This is a genomic window from Fibrobacter succinogenes subsp. succinogenes S85 (assembly GCF_000146505.1).
GTDB lineage: Bacteria > Fibrobacterota > Fibrobacteria > Fibrobacterales > Fibrobacteraceae > Fibrobacter > Fibrobacter succinogenes.
Map to the genome: position 1 here is coordinate 1,962,436 of NC_017448.1, position 19,722 is coordinate 1,982,157.

A 19,722-nucleotide genomic window follows, 5' to 3' on the forward strand; every position below is an offset into this window, starting at 1 on the left:
CCTCTTACTTGCGCAGACGCGGGTTGAAGACGCCTTCCATAGAAGTGTTAATCAAGTACAGAGCAAACACCGTGAGGGTAACGACGATCGTTGCCGGGATGAATGCAATCCAGATGGAGTCGGAGAGAGCACCGTTATCCTTAGCCTGGTTCAAGATGATGCCGAAGCTAGTGGAATCGACAGGGCCAAGACCGATCATGGAGATGGATGCTTCGGAAAGAATACCGGAAGACACCTGCATGATGAACACCATGAACACGTACGAGAGCAAGTACGGAAGCACATGCTTGATCACAATCGTGAGAGTCGATGCACCGTTGAGGCGGGCAAGGGCAATGTGGTCGCGGCTACGGAGAGAAGAAGCCTGAGCACGAACGGCACGGGCAGACCAGCTCCAAGCGGTAAGACCGATGATGAGACCAATCAAGGTGAGGGAACGGCCATCCTTAACAGCGGAGCTGATAAGAACGAGAATCACGAACTGCGGGATAACGATGAAGATGTTGGTGAGCATGTTCAATACTTCATCAACCCAGCCACCGCGGAAACCGCCGAACAAGCCGATAAGCACACCGATAGTCGTAGCAATGATACCTGCAACGAAGCCCACATAGAGGGAGCTGCGGAGACCGGCGATCAAGAGGGACACGTAGTCACGGCCGAGGTGGTCCGTGCCGAGCCAGTGAGCAGAGCTAGAACCTGCATACGGGCCAGCGACGATGTCACGAGCGTGAGTATCTACGTTGTAGAAAAGAGGTCCAAAGATGGCGATGAGGAGCGTGAGCACAAAGATGGACACGCCAATCACGAACATCGGGGACTTGAGAAGGTTTCTTAAAAGCTTACCCATGATTACTTACCTCCCATCTGGAGACCGGCCTTGACACGCGGGTCAAAGACAGCGATCAAAACGTCAACTGCAAAGTTTGCAACGAGAACGCAGGTAGAAATCATCAAGGTGCAACCCTGGATCGTTGCGTAGTCGTTCTTCTGAATGGCATTGAGCATTGCCATACCGAGACCCGGATAAGAGAAGATCATTTCGGTAATGAGAGCGCCACCCACCATGGCACCGAGGCTCTGGGCAAGACCAGTGAGCTGCGGGAGCATAGCGTTGCGGAACACATAGCTAATAATCTTGCCTTCGCGGAGGCCGAGCCACTTAGCATACTTCATGTAGTCTGTACCGAGTTCGTAAATGGACATGGAACGCATACCCGTTGCCTGACCAGAAAGAAGAATCGGGAACACAGAGAAGAACGGGAGCACGTAGTACCAGCTGACGCTCTTGAAGCAGGACCAGCTGAACGTGAGTTCCGGAATGTCCGGGCTGTAAGCGCCCATAGCCGGGAACCAGCCAAGCGTGATGGAGAAGAATGCCACGAGGAGCATACCGAACACGAAGAACGGCACACCGTTGAGGAACATGGCGCACGGGAAGAATACCTTGTCGAAAATGCCGCGCTTGTAAGCAGCGAAGGCACCGAGAAGGTTTCCCACGATCCAGCCGAGAAGAATCGTCGGAGCCTGGATAGCGAGCGTCCACGGGAGGGACTTCTTGATAACGTTCGTCACCGGTTCGTTGTTCTGGTAAGAGAGACCGAGGTCGCCGTGGAACACGTTGCCCACATAGCGGAAGAACTGAGAAACTGCAGAAGCAAGCTTCGGATCGGTCTTCAAGACCGGCTGATCAACCATGACGGTATCGATGCGTTCGGCCTGAACCTTTTCCATGACCGGAATCTTTTCGACAGCAGCTGCAGCGACAGCCTTAGCAGCCTTGCCCTTCTTGGCCTTGACCTTCTTAGCCTTCTTAGCTTTCTTGCCCTTCTTGCCCTTGTGATCGGCAGGAGCCTTTTCAACAAAGACCGGGTTGCCAGCTTCATCGAGCTTCTGGCGTTCGACCATCACCGGATTGCCGGCTTCGTCAACAACCTTCACGACGTTCACGACCGGCTGGCCGTTTTCGTCAAGCTGCGGAACCTTCTGCATGACAACGTTGCCGTTGGCGTCAGTTTCCGGTTCATAGATAACGTTACCATTTTTGTCCAATTCAGCCATGCCGAAAGAGACGAGGAGTTCAGCCTTTTTCTTCTGAGCTTCAGTCGGAGAAAGGCCCTTACCGGCTTGACCCATGATGATGTCAACCGGGTTGTTGTCGCCGAGACGCGGCAACGCGAAGTTGAGTGCCACTGCACAGACGAAGGTCAACAAGTACCAGAACGCCTTCTGCAGGACATAACGTAGCATAGGATATTGTTTAAGCATTGGTAGTCCTTTATCCTTTATTTAGCAAGCTTCAAATTCCAAAGGGTCTTGGTACCCGAGGCCACCCACGGAAGCTGAGCAGGAGCGTACGGGTTCTTTTCGGTCGGCCAGTTCGTCCAGACGCGGTCGCTGAATTCGTAGAACTGTTCCGGCAAGTAAACCAGCGGAATGGACGGCTGGTCTTCCATGAAGATCTTGTTGAGTTCGCGGTAAGCGGTTGCGATGGAATCAGCATTCTTCATGAGCGGAATTGCAGAGAGAAGCTTGTCGACTTCCGGACGGAAACCTTCGGTACCCGGCTGGTTGTAGCGGCCGATGTTCACACCTGCCCAAGAACCAAGCGGCTGCCAGTCGCGGCTTGCCATGATTTCGTTGAAGCGGCTCCACGGGAGAGACGGAGTCACGTCAGCAACAGGCTTGTGCATGATGAGGTCGAAGTTACCGAGACCCATGGCCGGCCAGTAAGAACCGCCATCCACGAAGCCTTCACGAATATCGATACCAGCCTTGCGCATACCTTCGACAGCGATGGTCACCATAGCTTCCCAGTCGATCCAGCCGTTCGGGCTCGTGATGTACATCGTCGGAATCTTTTCGCCCTTGGCGTTTTCCATGTGGTCGAGCGTACCGTCGTCATTCCAGACAGACTTGTAGCCAGCTTCAGAAAGCATCTGCTTCACCGTTTCGACGCGTTCCTTTTCGTCCGTGATGGTGAGCTTGACACCATACTTAGCGAGGTCTTCGTCGCTGATGTACTTGCCTTCGAGGTTAGTCGGCATGATGAGGCCCGGCTTGATCTGGTCCGTGTAGTCGGACACAGCGAACTTGCGGAGAGCCATGTAGTCAATAGCAGTTGCAAGAGCACGGCGGAAGCGCTTGTCGTTAAGCGGTTCCTTCATCGTGTTGATGATGAGCATCGGCATTGCACCCGGCAAGAAATACGGCGGTTCATTGAGCCATGTATGTACGCCAGCGCCAGCCTTGCGGTTGATACGCGGGATGTAGCTCTGGGATGCGTCGAGGTTGCCGCTACGCATAGCGATGGTGTTGTGTTCGTTGTTCTTGTAAATCGGATGAACGATATACTTCGGAGCAGGGAGCTGACCATTGTGGAGAGCGGCATTGCCCCAGTAGTCGTCACGGCGTTCAAGAATAATCTTGTTCGGGTCGGCACTGCGGAGAGCGTACGGGCCGGAAACAACCGGATTCTGGTCCATCGGGAGTTTCTTCACTTCGTCCTTGGAGCCAAGCTTTTCGATGAGCGGTTCAAACACGTGAGCCGGGACAATACGGATGGCCTGCAACAAGTCCATCACAGAAAGCGGGTTGTTACGCTGCTTCTTGTTGATAAGGAAAGCAACTCGTTCCACCTCACCTGCCGGTTCGGATTTAACGGTATCAACGTGGATTGCGGAAATCTGTTCGCTAGTGTTGATGGAACCCATCGTGTAGATGAACTTCACGTCACGAGAAGTAACCTTTTCACCATCGCTCCACTTTGCGGCCGGGTTCAAGTCGACGACGATAGAGTCGTTGTTCTTGCTCACGAGCGAGCCGAGGAGGGATTCAATTTCACCCGTCAAAGAGTTGTAGGTGAGAAGCGGTTCGTACATCAAGTTGAAACGACCACTCACAGGCCAGGTTGTCATCCAGCTTTCTGCAAGGGGGTTGAACGTACCAGGAGCATCATTCTGCTGCCCAGACAAATAGAGCGTTTCCTGACGCGGCAAGGAACCGCTGGCAAGCTCGTCTTGCGATGAGCTACCGCACCCAAAAAGTGCGCCAGTTGCCGAAAGCACCAAGGCCGTTCTAGCAATCGATTTCAATCCAATCATTTGAGTCCTCTTAGAATAGGGCCTTTGCGGAGGCCCCTTTTAATTGAAAATTCAAATCTAATATAGATTATTCCAATTCAAAATTATTTTTGAACTTGGTAAAAATCCCTTGATGATTTCTCAATTTGAATTAAGATTTTTTACATTTAGAAATGTTTACAAACTAGATGCGAAAACGGACTTTTAATCCTACAAGCGAAAGACGAGAGATGCGCTTTAGGCGCGTTCTTCTTCAGCGGGGTCACCGGCGGCGCAGTATTCAGCGACTTGTTCGCGGAGTTTTGCGCCGCGGACTTTTCCAAGCAAATCGATGATGTCTTCGAGCGGGGCGTCCATAAACGCCTCGGCGCTCTTGTACTTGCTCAGAATCTTGATGCGGGTTTCGTGACCCACACCCGGCATCTTGAGCCATTCGACTTCAAGATCTTTTTTGCGCTTGCTGCGCTGATATGTAATAGCAAATCGGTGCGCCTCGTCGCGGGCGTTCTGCAAAAGCTTTAGCGCGGGACTTGTACGATGTAACACAATGCTTTTGCGGTCATCGGGGAACACGATTTCTTCGAGGCGTTTTGCAAGCCCGATCAGCGGCAAATCCTTATCGTGACCGAGTTCCTTCAAAATCTGCATCGTGGCATCGACTTGACCTTTACCGCCATCGCACACCCACAAATCAGGCATCGGGATACCTTCTTCTTCCAGACGGCGGATACGGCGCGTCATCACTTCGCGCATGCTCGCAAAGTCATCGACACCTGTTACAGTCTTGATGATAAACTTGCGGTAATTGCTCTTGTCGGGGCGACCATTCTTGAACGCCACAAGGCTTGCAACCGTATTCGTACCGGACAAATGCGAAATATCCACGCACTCGATGCGGAACGGCGTCTTCTTTAAGCCGAGAACTTTCTGCAGTTCAAAAACGCTGCTGTCGATTTCGCTGTACTTCTGCACTTCGGCGCGCATTTCCACGAGAATCATGTCGGCATTCGCCGAGGCGAGTTTCAAGAACCCGAGCTTTTCGCCGCGCTGCGGATTCGTGAGCACGACCTTGTGCGTCGTCTTGGAAGCGAGCGCCTGTTCAATAGACAGCCGTTCCGACATGTCCGTCGGGAGCGGCACATCCGTTGCAATTTCGCCCGGAATAAATTCCACGTCCATGTACCATTGCACCACCATCTGGCGGAAAATTTCCGTTTCGTCATCTTCAAGCTTGCATTCCAGGCGGTAGTGGCGGCGCCCACAAAGCACGCCGTTGCGGTACTCAAAAATCACGGCGGCAGCCATCGTGCCGTTACGCTTGAGCGAAAGCACGTCCACGCAGAGGCTCGCATCGGACACATCCGTTTTCTGGTGCGCACTCGTCGCCTTGAGCGCCTGAATCGCATCGCGCTTTTTCGCCGCCGTCTCAAAATCCATGCGTTCGCTCGCCTCGAGCATTTCGCGTTCCCAAAGATCAATCAGGTCATCACGCTTGCCACCCAAGAGCATCTGCGTCTGCGCAACCTTTTTCTGGTACTCTTCACGCGTCACGAGCCCCGCACACGGAGCGCCACAGCGCCCGATATGGTAATTGAGGCAAGGACGTACCGGACGATTGAGTGGCAACTTCAGTTTGCATTCGCGAATCTGGAACAGTCTCGCCGCGATATCTTGCAGCTGGCGGATCATGCGCGAGCTCATATAAGGCCCGTAATACAGGCAGCCATCCTTCTTGACCGAACGGCTCAGAAACAGCCTCGGGAACGGCTCGTTCACAGAGAACGCCAAATACGGAAAATGCTTATCGTCCTTGAGCAATACGTTGTACTTAGGCGTATGCTTTCGGATGAGGTTTGCTTCCAAAATAAGCGCTTCGGTTTCGCTCTCCGTGATAATCCACTCGATGTCGCGGATATACGGGAGCATGAGCGTCGCCGCACGGTGGCCGGCATGGTCGCTGCCGTCAAAGTAGCTCGACACGCGGTTCTTCAGGACCTTCGCCTTCCCTATATATATAATCTTCCCCTGGGCATTCTTCATGATGTACACCCCAGGTAGCAGAGGGAGTTCCGCCAGTCGTCGCTCAATGTGTTCACTTACTGGAATCATGATTTTTAGAAAATAGTTTTTTCTGCACGCAGTAGATTTTCTATTTTGCGCCCGCCCGTAAAAAAGGAGATGCAAATACAAAGGTCATTTTACATTTTATCATACTCTAGTTACAAGAAAATTTTATATATCTTACGTAGTAAGTTTCGCACCCCGCCAAATATGGAGAAATAATGAATTTCGAAAACATGAACTTGTTGTCGCAGAAGGTTGAAAGCGTCCTCGGTACGGTACGCGCCCTGCGTGAAGAAAACGCCAAACTCAAGCAGCTTCTCGAAGGCAAAGACGCCCAGGCAGAAGACCAGAAAAACCTGTTGGACTCCGCCAACGCAAAGATCGCCGACTACGAAGCCGCCCTCAATGCAAGAGCCAACCAGGCTGCCGCTCAGGACGAAGCCATCAACGAAAAGAATGGCATCATCGACAACTTGAACGCACAAATTAACGAAAAGAACGGCATTATCGATTCCCTCAACGCTCAAATCGCAGAGAAGAACGGAATCATCGACGCCCTCAACGGCCAGGTCGCCGAAAAGGACAACGCCATCAACTCCGGAAACGAACAGATCAACGAGAAGAATGGCATTATCGATTCCTTGAACGGCCAGATCAACGAAAAGAACGGTATCATTGACGCCCTTAACGGCCAGGTCGCCGAAAAGAATGGCATCATCGATTCTCTCAACGGTCAGGTCGCCGAAAAGAACGGTATCATCGATTCCCTCAACGGCCAGATCAACGAAAAGAACGGCATCATCGACAGCCTCAATGGTCAGATGGACGAAAAGAACAACATCATTGATTGCCTCAACGGTCAGGTCGCCGAAAAGAACGACATCATCGACAACCTCAACAACCAGGTCCAGAACCAGAGCAACGAAATTTCCGAAGCCCAGAGCAAGTTCCAGCAGCTCCTTTCTACGATTGAAAGCGAACTCGGTACCGAAATCAACATCAACAACGAGCCGGCAGCAGAACAAGCCCCTGAACAGCAGGCAGAAAACAAACCTCAAGAAGAAAACCCTGACCTGTTCGCGAGCAATGGAGGCTCGCAACCCGGTTTTTTCGGCTAAGGTGGTTGTTGGATAACGATCCATTCGGCGTAGGAATGAAATAATATGGCAAACGAGACACTTAGATCAGTCAGCATTAACGTCGCTCAAGAACGCATCCACATCCGCACAGACTTGCCCGATACGGACTTGAAGGAAATCGTCGATTTCATCGAAAGTCGTCTCGATAATTCCTCGAAATTTAAACTGGAACTGAAGAAGCAGCTGTGCCTACTGGCTGTGGAACTCACTTCCGAGATTGTCGAGCTGCGCAAGCAATTGCGCAAGGCCAAAACATACCACGACCTGATGGACAAGGACCTTAGGGAACTTTCGCTCCAGTTGGACGAGGGACTCCCTAAAGCCGACAACCAAGTTTAAGCCAATCCGGATACATTTAATACACTTACGAAATCTCGGTATTTTTGCCGAGATTTTTTTGTGTTTTTCCCTTGTTTTTGGTCCTCAAGAAACATATATTATACGTGGGCATCCCACGGATTTTACACCCGATCTAACAGGAATAAATCAGCTCGTTGCTCTTGTGGTTCAGTTTAGGCGCGCATCGACGCGAAAAACAAATCCCCGAGGCGCTGCTATCATTGTAAAATAGTAGTTTCGAGTGTTCGTACCGTAGGAGATGCCCTTTTTTTATTGTGGCAAAATTTGCCGGGGCGAAAATGGAAATCTCCGAAAAACTATCCGAACTTTTAGAGAAAGCAGAATCCGAAGATATTTTTGACAAGGCCGTCGTTGGCTATTTGCTTCCGGACGGCACGAGCCACACCGTTACGCTCAACACTCCCGAAGATACAGTTTTTGACATCGCGTCGCTCACGAAGGTCTGCCCCACCTCGACGCTTGCGCTCTCGTACATTCTTGAAGGCAAGCTCTCCATTGATGCCAAAGTCATTGACTTTATCCCGGAACTCAAGACAAACTACCGCGACGAGATTTACGTTTCGCACCTGCTCACGCACAGCCTCGATTACCGCGTACCGATGAAGACATTGCGAACGCTCTCGCCCGAAGGAATCCTCAACGCCCTTTACACGTACCAGTTCGCCGCCGCTCCGGGAACCATCTTTAATTACGGGAACCCCGCAAGCGTGCTACTTGGCATTTTGTTGCAGAGACTTACGGGCAAGAACTTGCAGGAACAAGGTAACGAACGATTCTTTACGCCGCTCGGCATGACGCGCTCGGGCTACAACCCGCTCACGCGAGTCCCGAAATCAGAAATTGCGGCAACTGAACTTTGCGAGTTCCGCCATCGCGAAATCCAGGGCGAAGTCCACGACGAGAGCGCCTGGGTTCTGCAAAAGCTATTCCCCGTCGGGAGTGCAGGCATGTTCAGCTGCGTCCCCGACCTTCTGAAGTTCGTGAAAATGATTCTGATGGACGGCAAGTTCGAAGACAAGCAAATCGCCCCTGCCGGAATTCTAGACATCGTAAGCCACAACGCCCTGGCTGATAACGTCGGAGCAGAAACCGCCCTCGGCTGGGAGCTGAACGCAGCCAAGTTCATGGGTACAAAGGTCTCGCCACAGGCATTCGGCAAGACAGGATTTACGGGTGCAAGCATCGTTGCCGACCCAGACAAGGGAGGCGCCATCATTCTCCTCAGCAACTTCACCTACCCGCATCGCGAACCGAACGCCGACAGGATTCACGCATTCCGCGCTACGCTTGCGGACGCGTTCTTTGAAAAAATCAGTGATTAGTGGTTAGTGATTAGTTAATAGGAAAAGCAAAAACGGCCCGCGATGCGGGTCGTTTTCGTTCAAAGGGGGATTCCCTCTCGGAGGCGGGAATGACAAGTTTATTAACGGCCAGCGGCCTTGCGGAGCATTTCCTTGCGCTGGGCTTCAGCGAACATCTTTGCCATTTCCATGCGGTTGTCAAGAATTTCCTTTTTCTTGGTTTCTTCCTTGCAGTTCACGCACTTGGTAGCAGTCGGTACGGCCATAAGTCTCGCCTTCGGAATCAGCTGTCCACAGATTTTGCAAACGCCGAAAGTTCCATTTTTGATGCGCTTAAGAGCTTCTTCCAAATAAACGAGGTACTTGCCTTCGCGAGCTGCCAATGAAAGGTTGGTTTCGAGCGAGTTGATATCCGTTGCAGAATCTGCACCTTCGGAATCGCCGCCGTCACCAGACTGATTCTTCTGGTCCAAGAACACGTTAGCCTTTTCGGAATCGCTCTGGGCGGTCACAAGCTCGCGTCTCTTTTCCAAAAGCATTTCTTCAAAGAACTTAAGATCAGCATCGCTCATCTTTACGGGTTTCTTCTCAGCCATATTAAACTCCTTCTTTGTGAGTTACACTGTGATAAGTACCGCTTTAAATTATCTTTTTTTACAAAAAAGAACAATTAAAATAATATTTTTCAAAAAAAAATGTTGATAAGTCGGTAAAAAAGGAGTTGCCGACTAGAATATATCCACATTGAGCTTGAGGCCGTCTTTTTTGACGCCACTGAGCAGCGCATCGAAGTCTTTTTTCAGAATATCAAAATTCTTATTCAGCTTGGATGATTCATCGAGGAACATCCTTGCCGAGCCCTCACTTTCGTCAAACTTGGTGACAATGGCAAGAGCCTCGTTTTTAGAAGCTTCAACACGGTCCAAAAGTGTACGCACGCGATCCATAGCTTCGTTTGCCTTCGTAGCGGTTTCGCCACCGCGGTCCGAAAGTTCCTGTAACGAGCGTTCAAGTTTTTCACCCGCTTCCTGGTAATCGTTGAGGAGCTCATCCACCATGGATTTCCACTTGCGGATATCGGCATTCGTCACGCGCAAAAGCTTCTTGACCTTCTTGCCGACACGGTCCAAGCGCTTGCCCGTCTCGCCCACTGTTATCGAATCACAAAAATCGGTGATGGTCTGCTTGATATCGCCAATGTCCTTGAAAACTTCGGCAAGATTCTTCGAAATTCCAGAAGTGCCTTCGTCGTAAAGACCGCTTACGGTATCGCCATCCGCCACAAGTTTGCTCGAATTGCCGGTAATGATGCTCATTTCGCGTTCGCCCATGAGGCCCGCCGTCACAAGTCGGAATTCAGAGTTCACAGGAATCTTCGCTTCGGCAAGTACACGTGCAGAGACATAGACCGCTTCGTCCGTAAGCTTCACATCGACAATCTCGCCCATCGCAATGCCACGGACGCGCACAAGGTTTCCCGGAGAAAGCGTACCGATAGTCTCGTATTTTACAACAAACGTATAGCGTTTGTGGTACGGGCTAGACGGATGGTAATAATAAATCGCCAGCCCACACGAGACCACGATAATGAGAAAAATAAGACATGCTACAAAATTTTTCTTGATTTTAAACAGCAAACTATTCATAGAAAGACCAGTTCTGCGGATTAAAATCTAGCAAATCATCGGTGAATTCACCCTTCGCCTTCGCCTTAATCTTCTGCATTAAGGACTCGTTGAAATCCTTTGCCACGTTCTGGCCGCTCATCTTCATAAGGGCGTTCATCGCAATGACTTCAGAAATCACGGTCATGTTCTTGCCGGGCGCCACAGGCAACACCACCTTCGGGATGTTCACGCCCATGACGTTTTCTTCCATCTCGTTTAAGCCAGTGCGTTCGTACGAGACGTCTTGACGCCACTGCTGGAGCTCGACAATCATTTCAATTTTCTTGACTTTGCGAATCGCGTGGATACCGAACATCGAACGAATGTCCAAGATGCCAACACCGCGAATTTCCATATGATGACAGATCAGCGGATCCGGACGGCCAATAATCGACTTGCCCACATGGCTGATATGAACCACATCGTCTGCCACCATGCGATGTCCGCTTTCAACAAGGTCAAGCACGCATTCGGACTTACCAACGTTACTTTCACCCACGTAAAGCATGCCCACACCATACACATCCACAAGGCTTCCGTGAATAATGGCATGCGGAGCAAAGAACTCGTCAAGAATTCTCTGGCTTATCTTGAAAAATTCAAAAGTGTGGAGCGTCGTCGAGAACAGCGGGATGTGCAAACGGTTGCACATATTCCTAAGTTCATCGTGCGGAGTCTGTGCATGCGTCACGACCCACATCGGAGCACGGAATACAGACAAGTTCTCAAAAATTTTCGCACGCGCTTCAGGGCCGACCGACTCGAGGTAATTCCATTCCGTATGTCCAATGACCTGAATCTGCTGCGAACTATAAACTTTAGTATAACCAGCCATGGCAAGGCCAGGGCGGTGGATTCCGCTTTCTTCGATGCAGGATTCCATATCCTCATCGGGGCAATGTTGCACCATCTGCAAATCTTTGCCGTAGCGGATAAAAAAGTCCCGCACCGGGAAGCGTTCCCGGTGCAGGATCTTGATGTCATTTAATCTATCAGCCATTAGGTGAGTTCAGAAACCGGCTGAGATCTGTGATCGTTCTGCTTGTCGTTGGCCTTCTTGAGCTGGACCTTGATACGTTCAAGCGTTACGTCAACAGCCTTGCCCATGTTTTCTTCGTCAGCAGAAGCGACAATGACGGAACCTGTGATGTTGACAGAAATTTCGCAATGACGCTGGTGTTCAACTTCGTGGTCAAGAATTACAGAGGCGCTAGTGATATTCGGGTAAAATTTGGCCAACTTATCCATTTCTTCCTGAATACGGTCCTGAAGACCTGCCGATGCGTTAAAATGACGAGCAGAAAACTGAATATCCATGATAAACCTCCGTATGTTAATGTTAAGATATATTTACGTTTAAAAACTCTTTGGAACTTGCGTTCCGCAATTAAAGTATATACATCTTTTTTTTTCAAAAGTCCACAACTAAATTGGATTTTGCAAAAAAAATTCGTTCCATCTTGGAATATTTGCTATAGCGAATTGCCGAAATTTCGCTTTTTTTAGCGCTTTCTTTGGTTCTTTGGCAAAATCTTGAGCTCTTTTTCGCGATATTTGGCGACTGTACGGCGTGCCACCTTGATTCCCTGCTTCAAAAGCTCGTCGCTGATGTCCTGGTCGGAGAGCGGAGAGGACTTGTCTTCTTCGTCAATAAGCGTCTTGATGGCGTCGATAATCTGCGCAGAACCCACTTCTTCGGCATCCGGAGCAGACCCCTGCTTGACACCGGACGTAAAGAATTGTTTAAGTTCGTACATGCCGTAAGGCGTTTCCACGTACTTCTGGTCAGTCGCGCGCTGTACCGTGCTCACCGCCAAATGGACATCGTCGGCGACATCCTGGAGGATCATCGGCTTAAGGAATGCGGGGCCGTTTTCGAAGAACCCGCGCTGACGCTTGACAATCGCACGCATCACAAGCTCAATCGTCGAGAAGCGGTTATCGACCGCCTTGATGAGGTCCGTCGCCTTCGCAAGCTGCGCCTTCACATATTCCTTGTCCTGCTTCGATGCAGACGGATCCGTGAGAATCGCCTTGTACGTCTGGTTGATGCGGAGAGACTTCTGCATCTTGGTCTTAAAGCAGACGACTTCGTAATTGCCCTTCTTTTCGACAACCTTCAAATCCGCATTGATAATGTGCGAATACGAATGCGAAAGCTGGAAGCCCGGATGCGGGCGCAAACGCGAGAGGCTTGCGACAGCCGTCTTGACTTCATCGGCGGAAACGTTCAACGCCTTTGCAATTTTTGCATAGCGGAGCTGCAAAAGATTCTCGTATTCTTCTTCGAGAATGCGGATAGCAAGGCTCGGGAAATTCGGGATGGCGTATGCCTGAATCAAGAAGCATTCACGCTGGTCGCGGGCGCCAATGCCACTCGGCTTGAACGACTGCAAAACGTGAACCGCTTCGCGCACCGGGAGGCTTGCGTCTTCGAGCTTGAGTTCCCCACGTAGCACGCGTTCAATCTCGTCAATGTACTTGTCGTCCGACTGGACGATCATCGCTTCAGATTCATTGTCGCGATTCACATCGCAAAGGAATCCATCGTCGTTAATGGAGTTGATGAGGTACTGGACCAACTTGCGGAAATGCTCTTCGGTCACGCCGTTTTCTTGAAGCTGTTCCTGCAATTCACGGGTGCCGTTCCAGAGGCGGAGCTGGTCTTCGAGCTGTTCCTGCAAGCTCTTGCCCACATCCTTGATCGGGCGGTCCCAATCTTCGTCCGGATCTTTCCCGCCTGAATTCAAATCGTTAAAGGGAGCGTCATCGTACGATGTGCCATCGCCCAAATAGCTATCCCAGTTCACATCCGAAGATTCGCCGTCGAGGTAACTGCTATCGACATCGGCGGTATCGTCTAGGGAACCGCGAGCCATGTCCTCGATATCATCGGGAAGGTCATCCGAATCTGCACGCGGGTCAAGTTCTTCCGGGTCCTTGTCAACGGAAACATCCTGATCGTCAAAGTCACCATCGTCCACTTCCAAAAGCGGATTGACTTCGACTTCTTCCTTGATGGCGGTTTCCAGTTCCTGCGAAGTTTTCTGAAGCATCTTCACAGACTGGAGAAGCGCAGGAGATAAAGTCTGTTCCTGCGTCTGTCCAATATTTGCCTGCATTCCAAGATTCATAATAACTCCTAATCCAAGCGGAAAGAATCACCGAGATAAATGCGACGTGCTTCCGGATCTTCGGCCAAGTGTTGCGAAGAACCTTCCGTGAGCACCTGGCTCTTGTACATAATATAGGCGCGGTCCGTAATAGAAAGCGTTTCGCGCACATTGTGGTCCGTGATGAGCACGCCCATGCCGCGATCCTTGAGTTCCGAAATGATGGACTGGATGTCGGCAACGGCAATCGGGTCAATGCCCGCAAACGGTTCGTCGAGCAAGAGGAACGAGGGGTCGCTTGCAAGTGCTCGCGCAATTTCCAAGCGGCGGCGTTCGCCACCAGAGCAGCTCATGGATTTTGTCTTGCGGATGTGCGTGATCTTGAATTCTTCAAGGAGCTGTTCCAACTTCTTTTTGCGCTCGGCACGTTTCATGTCTTGCGTTTCGAGAATCGCCATAATGTTGTCTTCAACGGAGAGTTTGCGGAAGATGGAAGCTTCTTGTGGGAGGTAACCCACACCGAGACGAGCGCGCTTGTACATCGGCTTGTCCGTCATCTCAATATCGTCCAAGAAGATGTGGCCTGCATCCGGGCGGACCATGCCCACAATCATGTAGAATGTGGTCGTCTTGCCGGCACCGTTCGGACCGAGGAGCCCGACGATTTCGCCCTGCGAAACTTGGATGGAGACATCGCTCACCACCTGACGGTGGCCATAAATTTTGCGCAGCTTGTCGGTGCGTATCGTGCTAACCAAATTTTTCACTGTGCGTCCTCCGTTTTCGCAGTTTCGTCCGCCGGCTTACCCTTTTCTCTACGGCGGTTGAAAAGACCTCTCAACTTTTTATCTTTCGCTGATTTCTTTATCGTCGTCGAATCGCTTTCTGTCAAGTTCTTCTTTGAACTTTTTTCTTTTGCGGCAAGCGAATCAAGCCTTGCGAGCGAATCCTTCTTGGCATTTTCCGCAATGCGGTTTGCCTTTTCCAAGTCGATAAATCGCCCACTGGCATTTGTCTTTCTGCCCATGAGCTTGAGCGACTTCACCGCGTTCTTTTGAGCATCGAACAAAATGTGAATCGTGTCACCCGTCGCTTCGTTCTTACCAGAAACAGTCCTATCCTTTTTCACGTAGAAGTAGGTGCTCTGCGCCTTGCCTGAAACAATTGCGCGGTCCATGCGACCCTTTTTAAAATACAAATCGAGACGGTCGCCGTCCATCAAATTGCGGTAATCCTTCAAGTCCGTTTCGTAGAAAAATCCCTTGGCGTTTACGTTCACGTAAAGGCGCTCAATTTTTCCTTTTTTGAATTCGCAGTAGAGCGTATCGCCGAAGGCTTCGGTCACGTTACCGGGATTGCCACGTTTCGGAGCTTCGTTCTGGATGCCGTGTGCGTTGCGAATCACGAGTGCGGACTTGAGCATCTTGCCCGTTTCGTCAAGCACGAGGAAAATGGAGTCGCCCGTGAGGTGGTAATTCTTCATATCGCAAGTCGGGTGGCCCTTCATGCTGAGCCAATTATCTTTGCGATTAAAGTAACCCGTATCGCAAGTGACCACGAGATCTTTCTGTGTGAGCTTCACATCTTGAAAGGCTTGCGCAAAGCTGTTCTTCTTGTCGAAAATGAGGGAGCGCGAAGAAATCGTTACGGTATCAATCGTACCATTTTTCTGCTTTTCGTACTGATAAAGTCTCGGCGACATCGGAATTGTCACGATGTCTTCTTTGCGGTCGTACTTGAGGTACTGACCGGTCATGAGGTAGTTGCCTGCGGAATCGCCTGCGCTCACTTCGCCAGAGGCAATCGCAATTTCGCTTTTTCTTTGATAAGAGCCGTTCCTTGCGCGCACGAATCCGGACGGATGCGTGAAGAGGAACCCGCCGCCACATTCAACCGTTTCGGTATTGCGGTTCCAAGAAGCGCGCTGCGTCTTGAAAGCAACGCTGTCATGGACAAAGTGGACATTGCCGGTCAAGAGGAGAGTTCCGCGCTTGCGCGACACATCGAGGTTGTCAGCGTGGTACATGATGAGCGGCGAGGACTGCGCAAATGCGAGAGTAGCCGCAAGGAAGGTTGCAGCGATGAAGAGGAATGCGCGGAAATTCATTACGGCATCCCTGCCTTTGGCCTAAACGGGAGACCGCGTGGCGGAGCCTTCCTGGACGGTGACGAGGCGGGCTTTGCAGCCTGCGACGACGAGGACGGCGGATTGCTTAGACGTTCCGCCTCAGCCTGTCGTTTGTCTTCATCCTTCATACGTTTTGCCGCATCTTGGAAAATACCCGTCACGTTAGAAAGAATTTTCCAGTTGTCAAACTGCGCATCGCTTTCAAAACCGACACCTTGCAACACGTCGCCGTCTTCGGAGACAACGCGCACATAGCTTGCGGTTCTGACCAAATTATCCTTCTTGTTCCAGAGGAGCGAATCGGCACGAACCGAGGCGCCCTTCGGAGTCAGCGCATAAACGTGGCCGTAAGCGTAAACGTACGTGAACGTCATGTCGAGACTGCCGGAGTCCGCACGCAGAAACGCCACGCGCTCGCCAATGGAATCGTAAATGTCCACGAACACCGGACGCACCGTCACGATTTCCTTGTCGGCCCAGCGTTCCAGATAAGCGGTTTTCAGGCGCCAGTTGAGCACGCCCTTATCGTAGCTGTCGAGAAGAGTCGTATCGGTAAAGAGCATCTGCGGGCGCTCGACACGAATCCAAGGCTTGGGTTCTTCGATTTCTTCGCAACCAAGCAAAAATGCAGCTAGAATGGCACATGCGAAAACGCCCCACAAGCGAGATGCTTTGCGGGATACTTTGCAAGATGCGAGGGACGCATAACGGGATGCCGCCGAGCAAGATGCCGGCGCAAGCGCATTCTTTATGTTCTGCAAAAATTGTGCCACAAACACAAATTACAAATATAAAAGCACGTTATTTAAGGTTTTCTCGGAAATTTGAGGGAATTTGGGCGTATTTCTTGGGGAGAAAGGTACAAGGGTTGTACAATCCGACACACAAATGAAAAATAACTGACGCTAAAAAAAGGCGACCCCGGCACAGTGGCCGGGGTGACATTGTAAAGGCGAGAGCCTTTGTTACTTAGCCTTCGCGGCCGAGCATGAATGCCTTCTTGTTGCCTTCGTGGAACTTTTCGGCAAAGAGCTTGTTCAAAGCGACCATCCACTGATCGACGGTGAAGTCAAAGTACTTGGAGAGCTTGCCGAGCATGGCGACGTTCAAAGCCTTCACGTTTTCGAGCTTCGAAACATCGATGTCGGCCGGCGTGAGGAGCACGCCACCCTGCTTCATGTAGGCTTCGTTCACGACAACCTGCGTCTCGTCAAAGACGACGAGGTAGTCGGCTTCGCCGCACGGGATCATCGGGGACTGCACTTCTTCATCTTTTGCAAAACGCACGTCAGAAGCGATGGAACCGCCGCGCTGGCTCATGCCATGGACTTCAGCTTTCTTCACGTCGTAACCTTGTTCGAAAACGAGTTCGGCCATCACGTCACTAGCCTTGATAACGCCTGTGCCACCGAGGCCTGCAAATTTAACGTTCATTACGCTCATAATTATTCAACCTCTCTATTAAAAGTTATTGTTCTTCTTGGCAGCGGCTTCCGCTTCGGCAAGTGCCTTTTCGGCCTTTTCCTTGTTTGCCTTGTCCCAGGCAAGGATGCTCTTGAGGGCGAGAATGCAGGGGCTCTTAGCAACGATAAGCGTGAGTTCGTCCTTTTCGAGGGATTCCTTCACGAGACGCTTGAATTCTTCCGGTTCCTTGACCTGGTTCACTTCGTAGACGTTGTCGAAACCGGCGACCTTCGCGACTTCCTTGTAGTCAATCTTGTATGCCGGAGAGTGGTCGAGGTGACGGCCCGTACCCGGGTGTTCCTGCTGACCGGTCATAGCGGTAATGCTGTTGTCGAGAATGACGACGACGTGGCCAGTTTCCGGACGGTTATAACCCGCTTCCACAAGGCCGGTGATGCCACTGTGAACAAACGTAGAGTCGCCAATCACGGAGACAACGCGCTTTGCCTGTTCGCGCGGGAGCACGTTACGGAGACCGATACCCATACCGATTGCGGCACCCATGTCAATCATGTAGTCCATGGCGCTGATGGGCGGGAGAGCGGCCAGCGTGTAGCAGCCGATGTCACCGGAAACGATGCAGTCGAGTTCCTTGAGAACTGCGAAGGAACTGCGGTGCGGGCAGCCCGGGCAGAGCATAGGCGGCTTACCCTTGACCGGAACCGGATCCGGGTTCTTGTCGCCAGCGATAATGCGGCGGACGCGGTTCACGTCGAGTTCACCAAAGCGGAAAATCGGGTCAAACTTGCTTTCGCACTGGATGCCAGCGGCCTTGATGTTTTCAGCAAGCCACGGGTCGTTTTCTTCGATGACCATGAGGCGCTTGCCTTCGAACTTCTTCGCGAAATCCTTGATGAGCTGCATCGGCAGCGGGTAGGTCATACCGAGCTTGAGGATGCTTGCTTCCGGGGCGGCTTCGCGAACGTGGTGGTAGCTGATGCCGCTCACGATGATACCGAAATCAGCGCTACGCATTTCGACCTTGTTCGGGCCTTCAGCAACGTTCCATGCTTCCATTTCGTCCATCTTGGCGCGGAGGCGACGGCCAGCCGGCTTCGAGAATCCCGGCACCATCACATGCTGTGCGATGTTGCGTTCAAAGTTCGGCACCATTGCCGGGAGTTCTTCCTTCGGCACGACGATGGACTTGGAATGGTCCACGCGGGTGGTCATGCGGAGGATGACAGGAATCTTGAACTTTTCACTCGTCTGCATGGCGATGCGGAAGAAGTCGTAGGCTTCCTGGGAGTTGGACGGTTCGAACATCGGGCAAACGGATGCCTTGGCGTGGTTACGCGTATCCTGTTCGTTCTGGGAGCTGCCCTGACCCGGGTCATCGGCAACAATCCACACCATGCCGCCATCAACACCCGTGTAAGTTGCAGTATAAAGAACATCACTTGCCACATTCAAGCCAACCATCTTCATGGTGACAACACTGCGGGCGTGTCCAAAAGCGGCACCGAGAGCGACTTCGGCAGCGACCTTTTCGTTCGGAGCCCACTGGGCATAGCCACCCAGTTCAGAGTAATCTTCCAAGATTTCGGTGGAAGGAGTTCCCCGGATAACCTGCGGCAAGCTGCACATTGCAATGACGCATGGAAAGGGAAATGGCTTCGTTGCCCGAAATCAGCATCTTTTTCGCATTTGGATCAAAAGCTGGCATGATATTCCTTTTTTGTTTTAATCGTTTTTTAAACGAACTGCAATATAGAAAAAAGGATTGCGCGGGATCCTCGCCGATCCTTGCAACAACACGTTTGGACTACATTTTCGTATTTATCAGTCGTAATCCAACACATCGATGTACTATCTAGCAGCCATTAAACAAAAAATCTACAAATCAACACACTCAGCAAAATTGGTCTCGACCACTTCCTTTTTTGCTATATTACAACCAAATGAATAATGAAAGAAAAACATTCTACACCTTTGCTGTTTTTGCAGCACTATTCCTCAACGGATGCGCATCTATCTTTTTCTCGACTTTGAATCTACAACATGTCACTGTCGTGGCTGATGACGATGACGCATACGACTTTTATGTAAATGGAATCCTTAAATGCGAAAATACGAACGAGTGTGACTTTTACCGTTCCACGATTTCGCGATGCCAGTTGACCATTGAAGCAAAAATTGACGAAGTAGTCTTGGGCACGGAAAAATATGGCTACTGGAAAGAATATTCCTTCATCGAGCAGATGTTTCGAAACAAGGATGATGACGAAAAGGAGAAGAAGTGCCCCGAGGGCCTCTTCAGCGGGGCTCAAGCGGTTGTGAAAATCAATCAAGAAACAAAGAAACGCGAGAGTGCCGCCAGGGAAAGGGCATGGCTTAAAAATTCTGATACACAGTGGGAGGCATCCCCTCACCGTTCAAATTTTGCAAAATAGGGTCTAATAAA

The 19,722-nt window shown here is 51.0% G+C and carries 18 protein-coding genes; 4 read left to right on the top strand and 14 right to left on the bottom strand.

The annotated features are described in order from the left end of the window. Positions 1-4: 4 nt before the first annotated feature. The 4 genes from FSU_RS08005 to uvrC form a co-directional block, all read right to left on the bottom strand. Positions 5-850, bottom strand: coding sequence for an ABC transporter permease (locus FSU_RS08005; protein WP_014545947.1), 846 nt, complete (start codon positions 848-850; stop codon positions 5-7). A gap of 2 nt (positions 851-852) precedes the next feature. After that, complete coding sequence (locus tag FSU_RS08010) at positions 853-2,250, bottom strand: ABC transporter permease (protein ID WP_014545948.1); 1,398 nt, start codon at positions 2,248-2,250, stop codon at positions 853-855. A 35-nt stretch (positions 2,251-2,285) separates the two neighbouring features. Further along, the gene (locus FSU_RS08015) at positions 2,286-4,103 is read right to left on the bottom strand and encodes an ABC transporter substrate-binding protein (RefSeq protein ID WP_014545949.1); all 1,818 of its coding nucleotides are present in this window, start codon (positions 4,101-4,103) and stop codon (positions 2,286-2,288) included. 216 nt (positions 4,104-4,319) lie between these two features. After that, positions 4,320-6,191, bottom strand: a complete 1,872-nt coding sequence (gene uvrC, locus FSU_RS08020) for an excinuclease ABC subunit UvrC (RefSeq protein WP_014545950.1) — start codon at positions 6,189-6,191, stop codon at positions 4,320-4,322. 173 nt (positions 6,192-6,364) lie between these two features. On the opposite strand from uvrC, the gene FSU_RS08025 reads away from it, so the two are divergent. From FSU_RS08025 to FSU_RS08035, 3 genes are all read left to right on the top strand, one after another. Then, a complete protein-coding gene (locus FSU_RS08025) occupies positions 6,365-7,264 on the top strand; it encodes a coiled-coil domain-containing protein (RefSeq protein WP_014545951.1) in 900 nt (299 codons plus the stop codon). Between the two features lie 45 nt (positions 7,265-7,309). Next, entirely contained in the window at positions 7,310-7,624 is a 315-nt protein-coding gene (locus FSU_RS08030; RefSeq protein WP_014545952.1) for a hypothetical protein, read from the top strand. A gap of 299 nt (positions 7,625-7,923) precedes the next feature. After that, positions 7,924-8,967, top strand: a complete 1,044-nt coding sequence (locus FSU_RS08035) for a serine hydrolase domain-containing protein (protein ID WP_014545953.1) — start codon at positions 7,924-7,926, stop codon at positions 8,965-8,967. A gap of 101 nt (positions 8,968-9,068) precedes the next feature. Here the strand turns inward: FSU_RS08035 and FSU_RS08040 are convergent, their stop codons facing one another. From FSU_RS08040 to FSU_RS08085, 10 genes are all read right to left on the bottom strand, one after another. Beyond that, positions 9,069-9,542: a TraR/DksA family transcriptional regulator gene (locus FSU_RS08040; protein ID WP_014545954.1), complete on the bottom strand. Its 474-nt coding sequence runs from the start codon at positions 9,540-9,542 to the stop codon at positions 9,069-9,071. 132 nt (positions 9,543-9,674) lie between these two features. After that, entirely contained in the window at positions 9,675-10,592 is a 918-nt protein-coding gene (locus tag FSU_RS08045) for an MlaD family protein (RefSeq protein ID WP_015731956.1), read from the bottom strand. Further along, a complete protein-coding gene (gene hprK, locus FSU_RS08050; RefSeq protein WP_014545956.1) occupies positions 10,585-11,613 on the bottom strand; it encodes an HPr(Ser) kinase/phosphatase in 1,029 nt (342 codons plus the stop codon). The genes FSU_RS08045 and hprK overlap by 8 nt, the downstream gene beginning before the upstream one ends. Further along, positions 11,613-11,930 (bottom strand): ribosome hibernation-promoting factor, HPF/YfiA family, encoded by a 318-nt coding sequence (gene hpf, locus FSU_RS08055; protein ID WP_014545957.1) that lies wholly within the window; start codon positions 11,928-11,930, stop codon positions 11,613-11,615. Before hpf ends, hprK begins: the two co-directional genes overlap by 1 nt. A 185-nt stretch (positions 11,931-12,115) precedes the next feature. Then, positions 12,116-13,747: an RNA polymerase factor sigma-54 gene (rpoN, locus tag FSU_RS08060; protein ID WP_014545958.1), complete on the bottom strand. Its 1,632-nt coding sequence runs from the start codon at positions 13,745-13,747 to the stop codon at positions 12,116-12,118. Between the two features lie 8 nt (positions 13,748-13,755). Continuing rightward, complete coding sequence (gene lptB, locus FSU_RS08065) at positions 13,756-14,484, bottom strand: LPS export ABC transporter ATP-binding protein (protein ID WP_014545959.1); 729 nt, start codon at positions 14,482-14,484, stop codon at positions 13,756-13,758. Between the two features lie 5 nt (positions 14,485-14,489). Continuing rightward, a complete protein-coding gene (locus tag FSU_RS08070; RefSeq protein WP_014545960.1) occupies positions 14,490-15,833 on the bottom strand; it encodes a hypothetical protein in 1,344 nt (447 codons plus the stop codon). Continuing rightward, on the bottom strand, positions 15,833-16,615 hold the full coding sequence (lptC, locus tag FSU_RS08075) for an LPS export ABC transporter periplasmic protein LptC (protein WP_244263595.1): 783 nt from the start codon (positions 16,613-16,615) through the stop codon (positions 15,833-15,835). Before lptC ends, FSU_RS08070 begins: the two co-directional genes overlap by 1 nt. Positions 16,616-16,823: 208 nt before the next feature. After that, positions 16,824-17,297 (bottom strand): 2-oxoacid:acceptor oxidoreductase family protein, encoded by a 474-nt coding sequence (locus FSU_RS08080; RefSeq protein WP_015731959.1) that lies wholly within the window; start codon positions 17,295-17,297, stop codon positions 16,824-16,826. Positions 17,298-17,315: 18 nt separating this feature from the next. Further along, a complete protein-coding gene (locus FSU_RS08085) occupies positions 17,316-18,905 on the bottom strand; it encodes a thiamine pyrophosphate-dependent enzyme (protein ID WP_208854516.1) in 1,590 nt (529 codons plus the stop codon). 314 nt (positions 18,906-19,219) lie between these two features. On the opposite strand from FSU_RS08085, the gene FSU_RS08090 reads away from it, so the two are divergent. After that, positions 19,220-19,711: a hypothetical protein gene (locus FSU_RS08090; RefSeq protein ID WP_015731961.1), complete on the top strand. Its 492-nt coding sequence runs from the start codon at positions 19,220-19,222 to the stop codon at positions 19,709-19,711. The last annotated feature ends 11 nt before the right edge of the window (positions 19,712-19,722 follow it).

Bases quoted from the DNA above. Each gene is read 5' to 3' on its own strand.
- FSU_RS08005 (WP_014545947.1), bottom strand. From the start codon at position 850: ATGGGTAAGCTTTTAAGAAACCTTCTCAAGTCCCCGATGTTCGTGATT.
- FSU_RS08010 (WP_014545948.1), bottom strand. From the start codon at position 2,250: ATGCTACGTTATGTCCTGCAGAAGGCGTTCTGGTACTTGTTGACCTTC.
- FSU_RS08015 (WP_014545949.1), bottom strand. From the start codon at position 4,103: ATGATTGGATTGAAATCGATTGCTAGAACGGCCTTGGTGCTTTCGGCA.
- uvrC (WP_014545950.1), bottom strand. From the start codon at position 6,191: ATGATTCCAGTAAGTGAACACATTGAGCGACGACTGGCGGAACTCCCT.
- FSU_RS08025 (WP_014545951.1), top strand. From the start codon at position 6,365: ATGAATTTCGAAAACATGAACTTGTTGTCGCAGAAGGTTGAAAGCGTC.
- FSU_RS08030 (WP_014545952.1), top strand. From the start codon at position 7,310: ATGGCAAACGAGACACTTAGATCAGTCAGCATTAACGTCGCTCAAGAA.
- FSU_RS08035 (WP_014545953.1), top strand. From the start codon at position 7,924: ATGGAAATCTCCGAAAAACTATCCGAACTTTTAGAGAAAGCAGAATCC.
- FSU_RS08040 (WP_014545954.1), bottom strand. From the start codon at position 9,542: ATGGCTGAGAAGAAACCCGTAAAGATGAGCGATGCTGATCTTAAGTTC.
- FSU_RS08045 (WP_015731956.1), bottom strand. From the start codon at position 10,592: ATGAATAGTTTGCTGTTTAAAATCAAGAAAAATTTTGTAGCATGTCTT.
- hprK (WP_014545956.1), bottom strand. From the start codon at position 11,613: ATGGCTGATAGATTAAATGACATCAAGATCCTGCACCGGGAACGCTTC.
- hpf (WP_014545957.1), bottom strand. From the start codon at position 11,930: ATGGATATTCAGTTTTCTGCTCGTCATTTTAACGCATCGGCAGGTCTT.
- rpoN (WP_014545958.1), bottom strand. From the start codon at position 13,747: ATGAATCTTGGAATGCAGGCAAATATTGGACAGACGCAGGAACAGACT.
- FSU_RS08070 (WP_014545960.1), bottom strand. From the start codon at position 15,833: ATGAATTTCCGCGCATTCCTCTTCATCGCTGCAACCTTCCTTGCGGCT.
- FSU_RS08080 (WP_015731959.1), bottom strand. From the start codon at position 17,297: ATGAGCGTAATGAACGTTAAATTTGCAGGCCTCGGTGGCACAGGCGTT.
- FSU_RS08085 (WP_208854516.1), bottom strand. From the start codon at position 18,905: ATGTGCAGCTTGCCGCAGGTTATCCGGGGAACTCCTTCCACCGAAATC.
- FSU_RS08090 (WP_015731961.1), top strand. From the start codon at position 19,220: ATGAATAATGAAAGAAAAACATTCTACACCTTTGCTGTTTTTGCAGCA.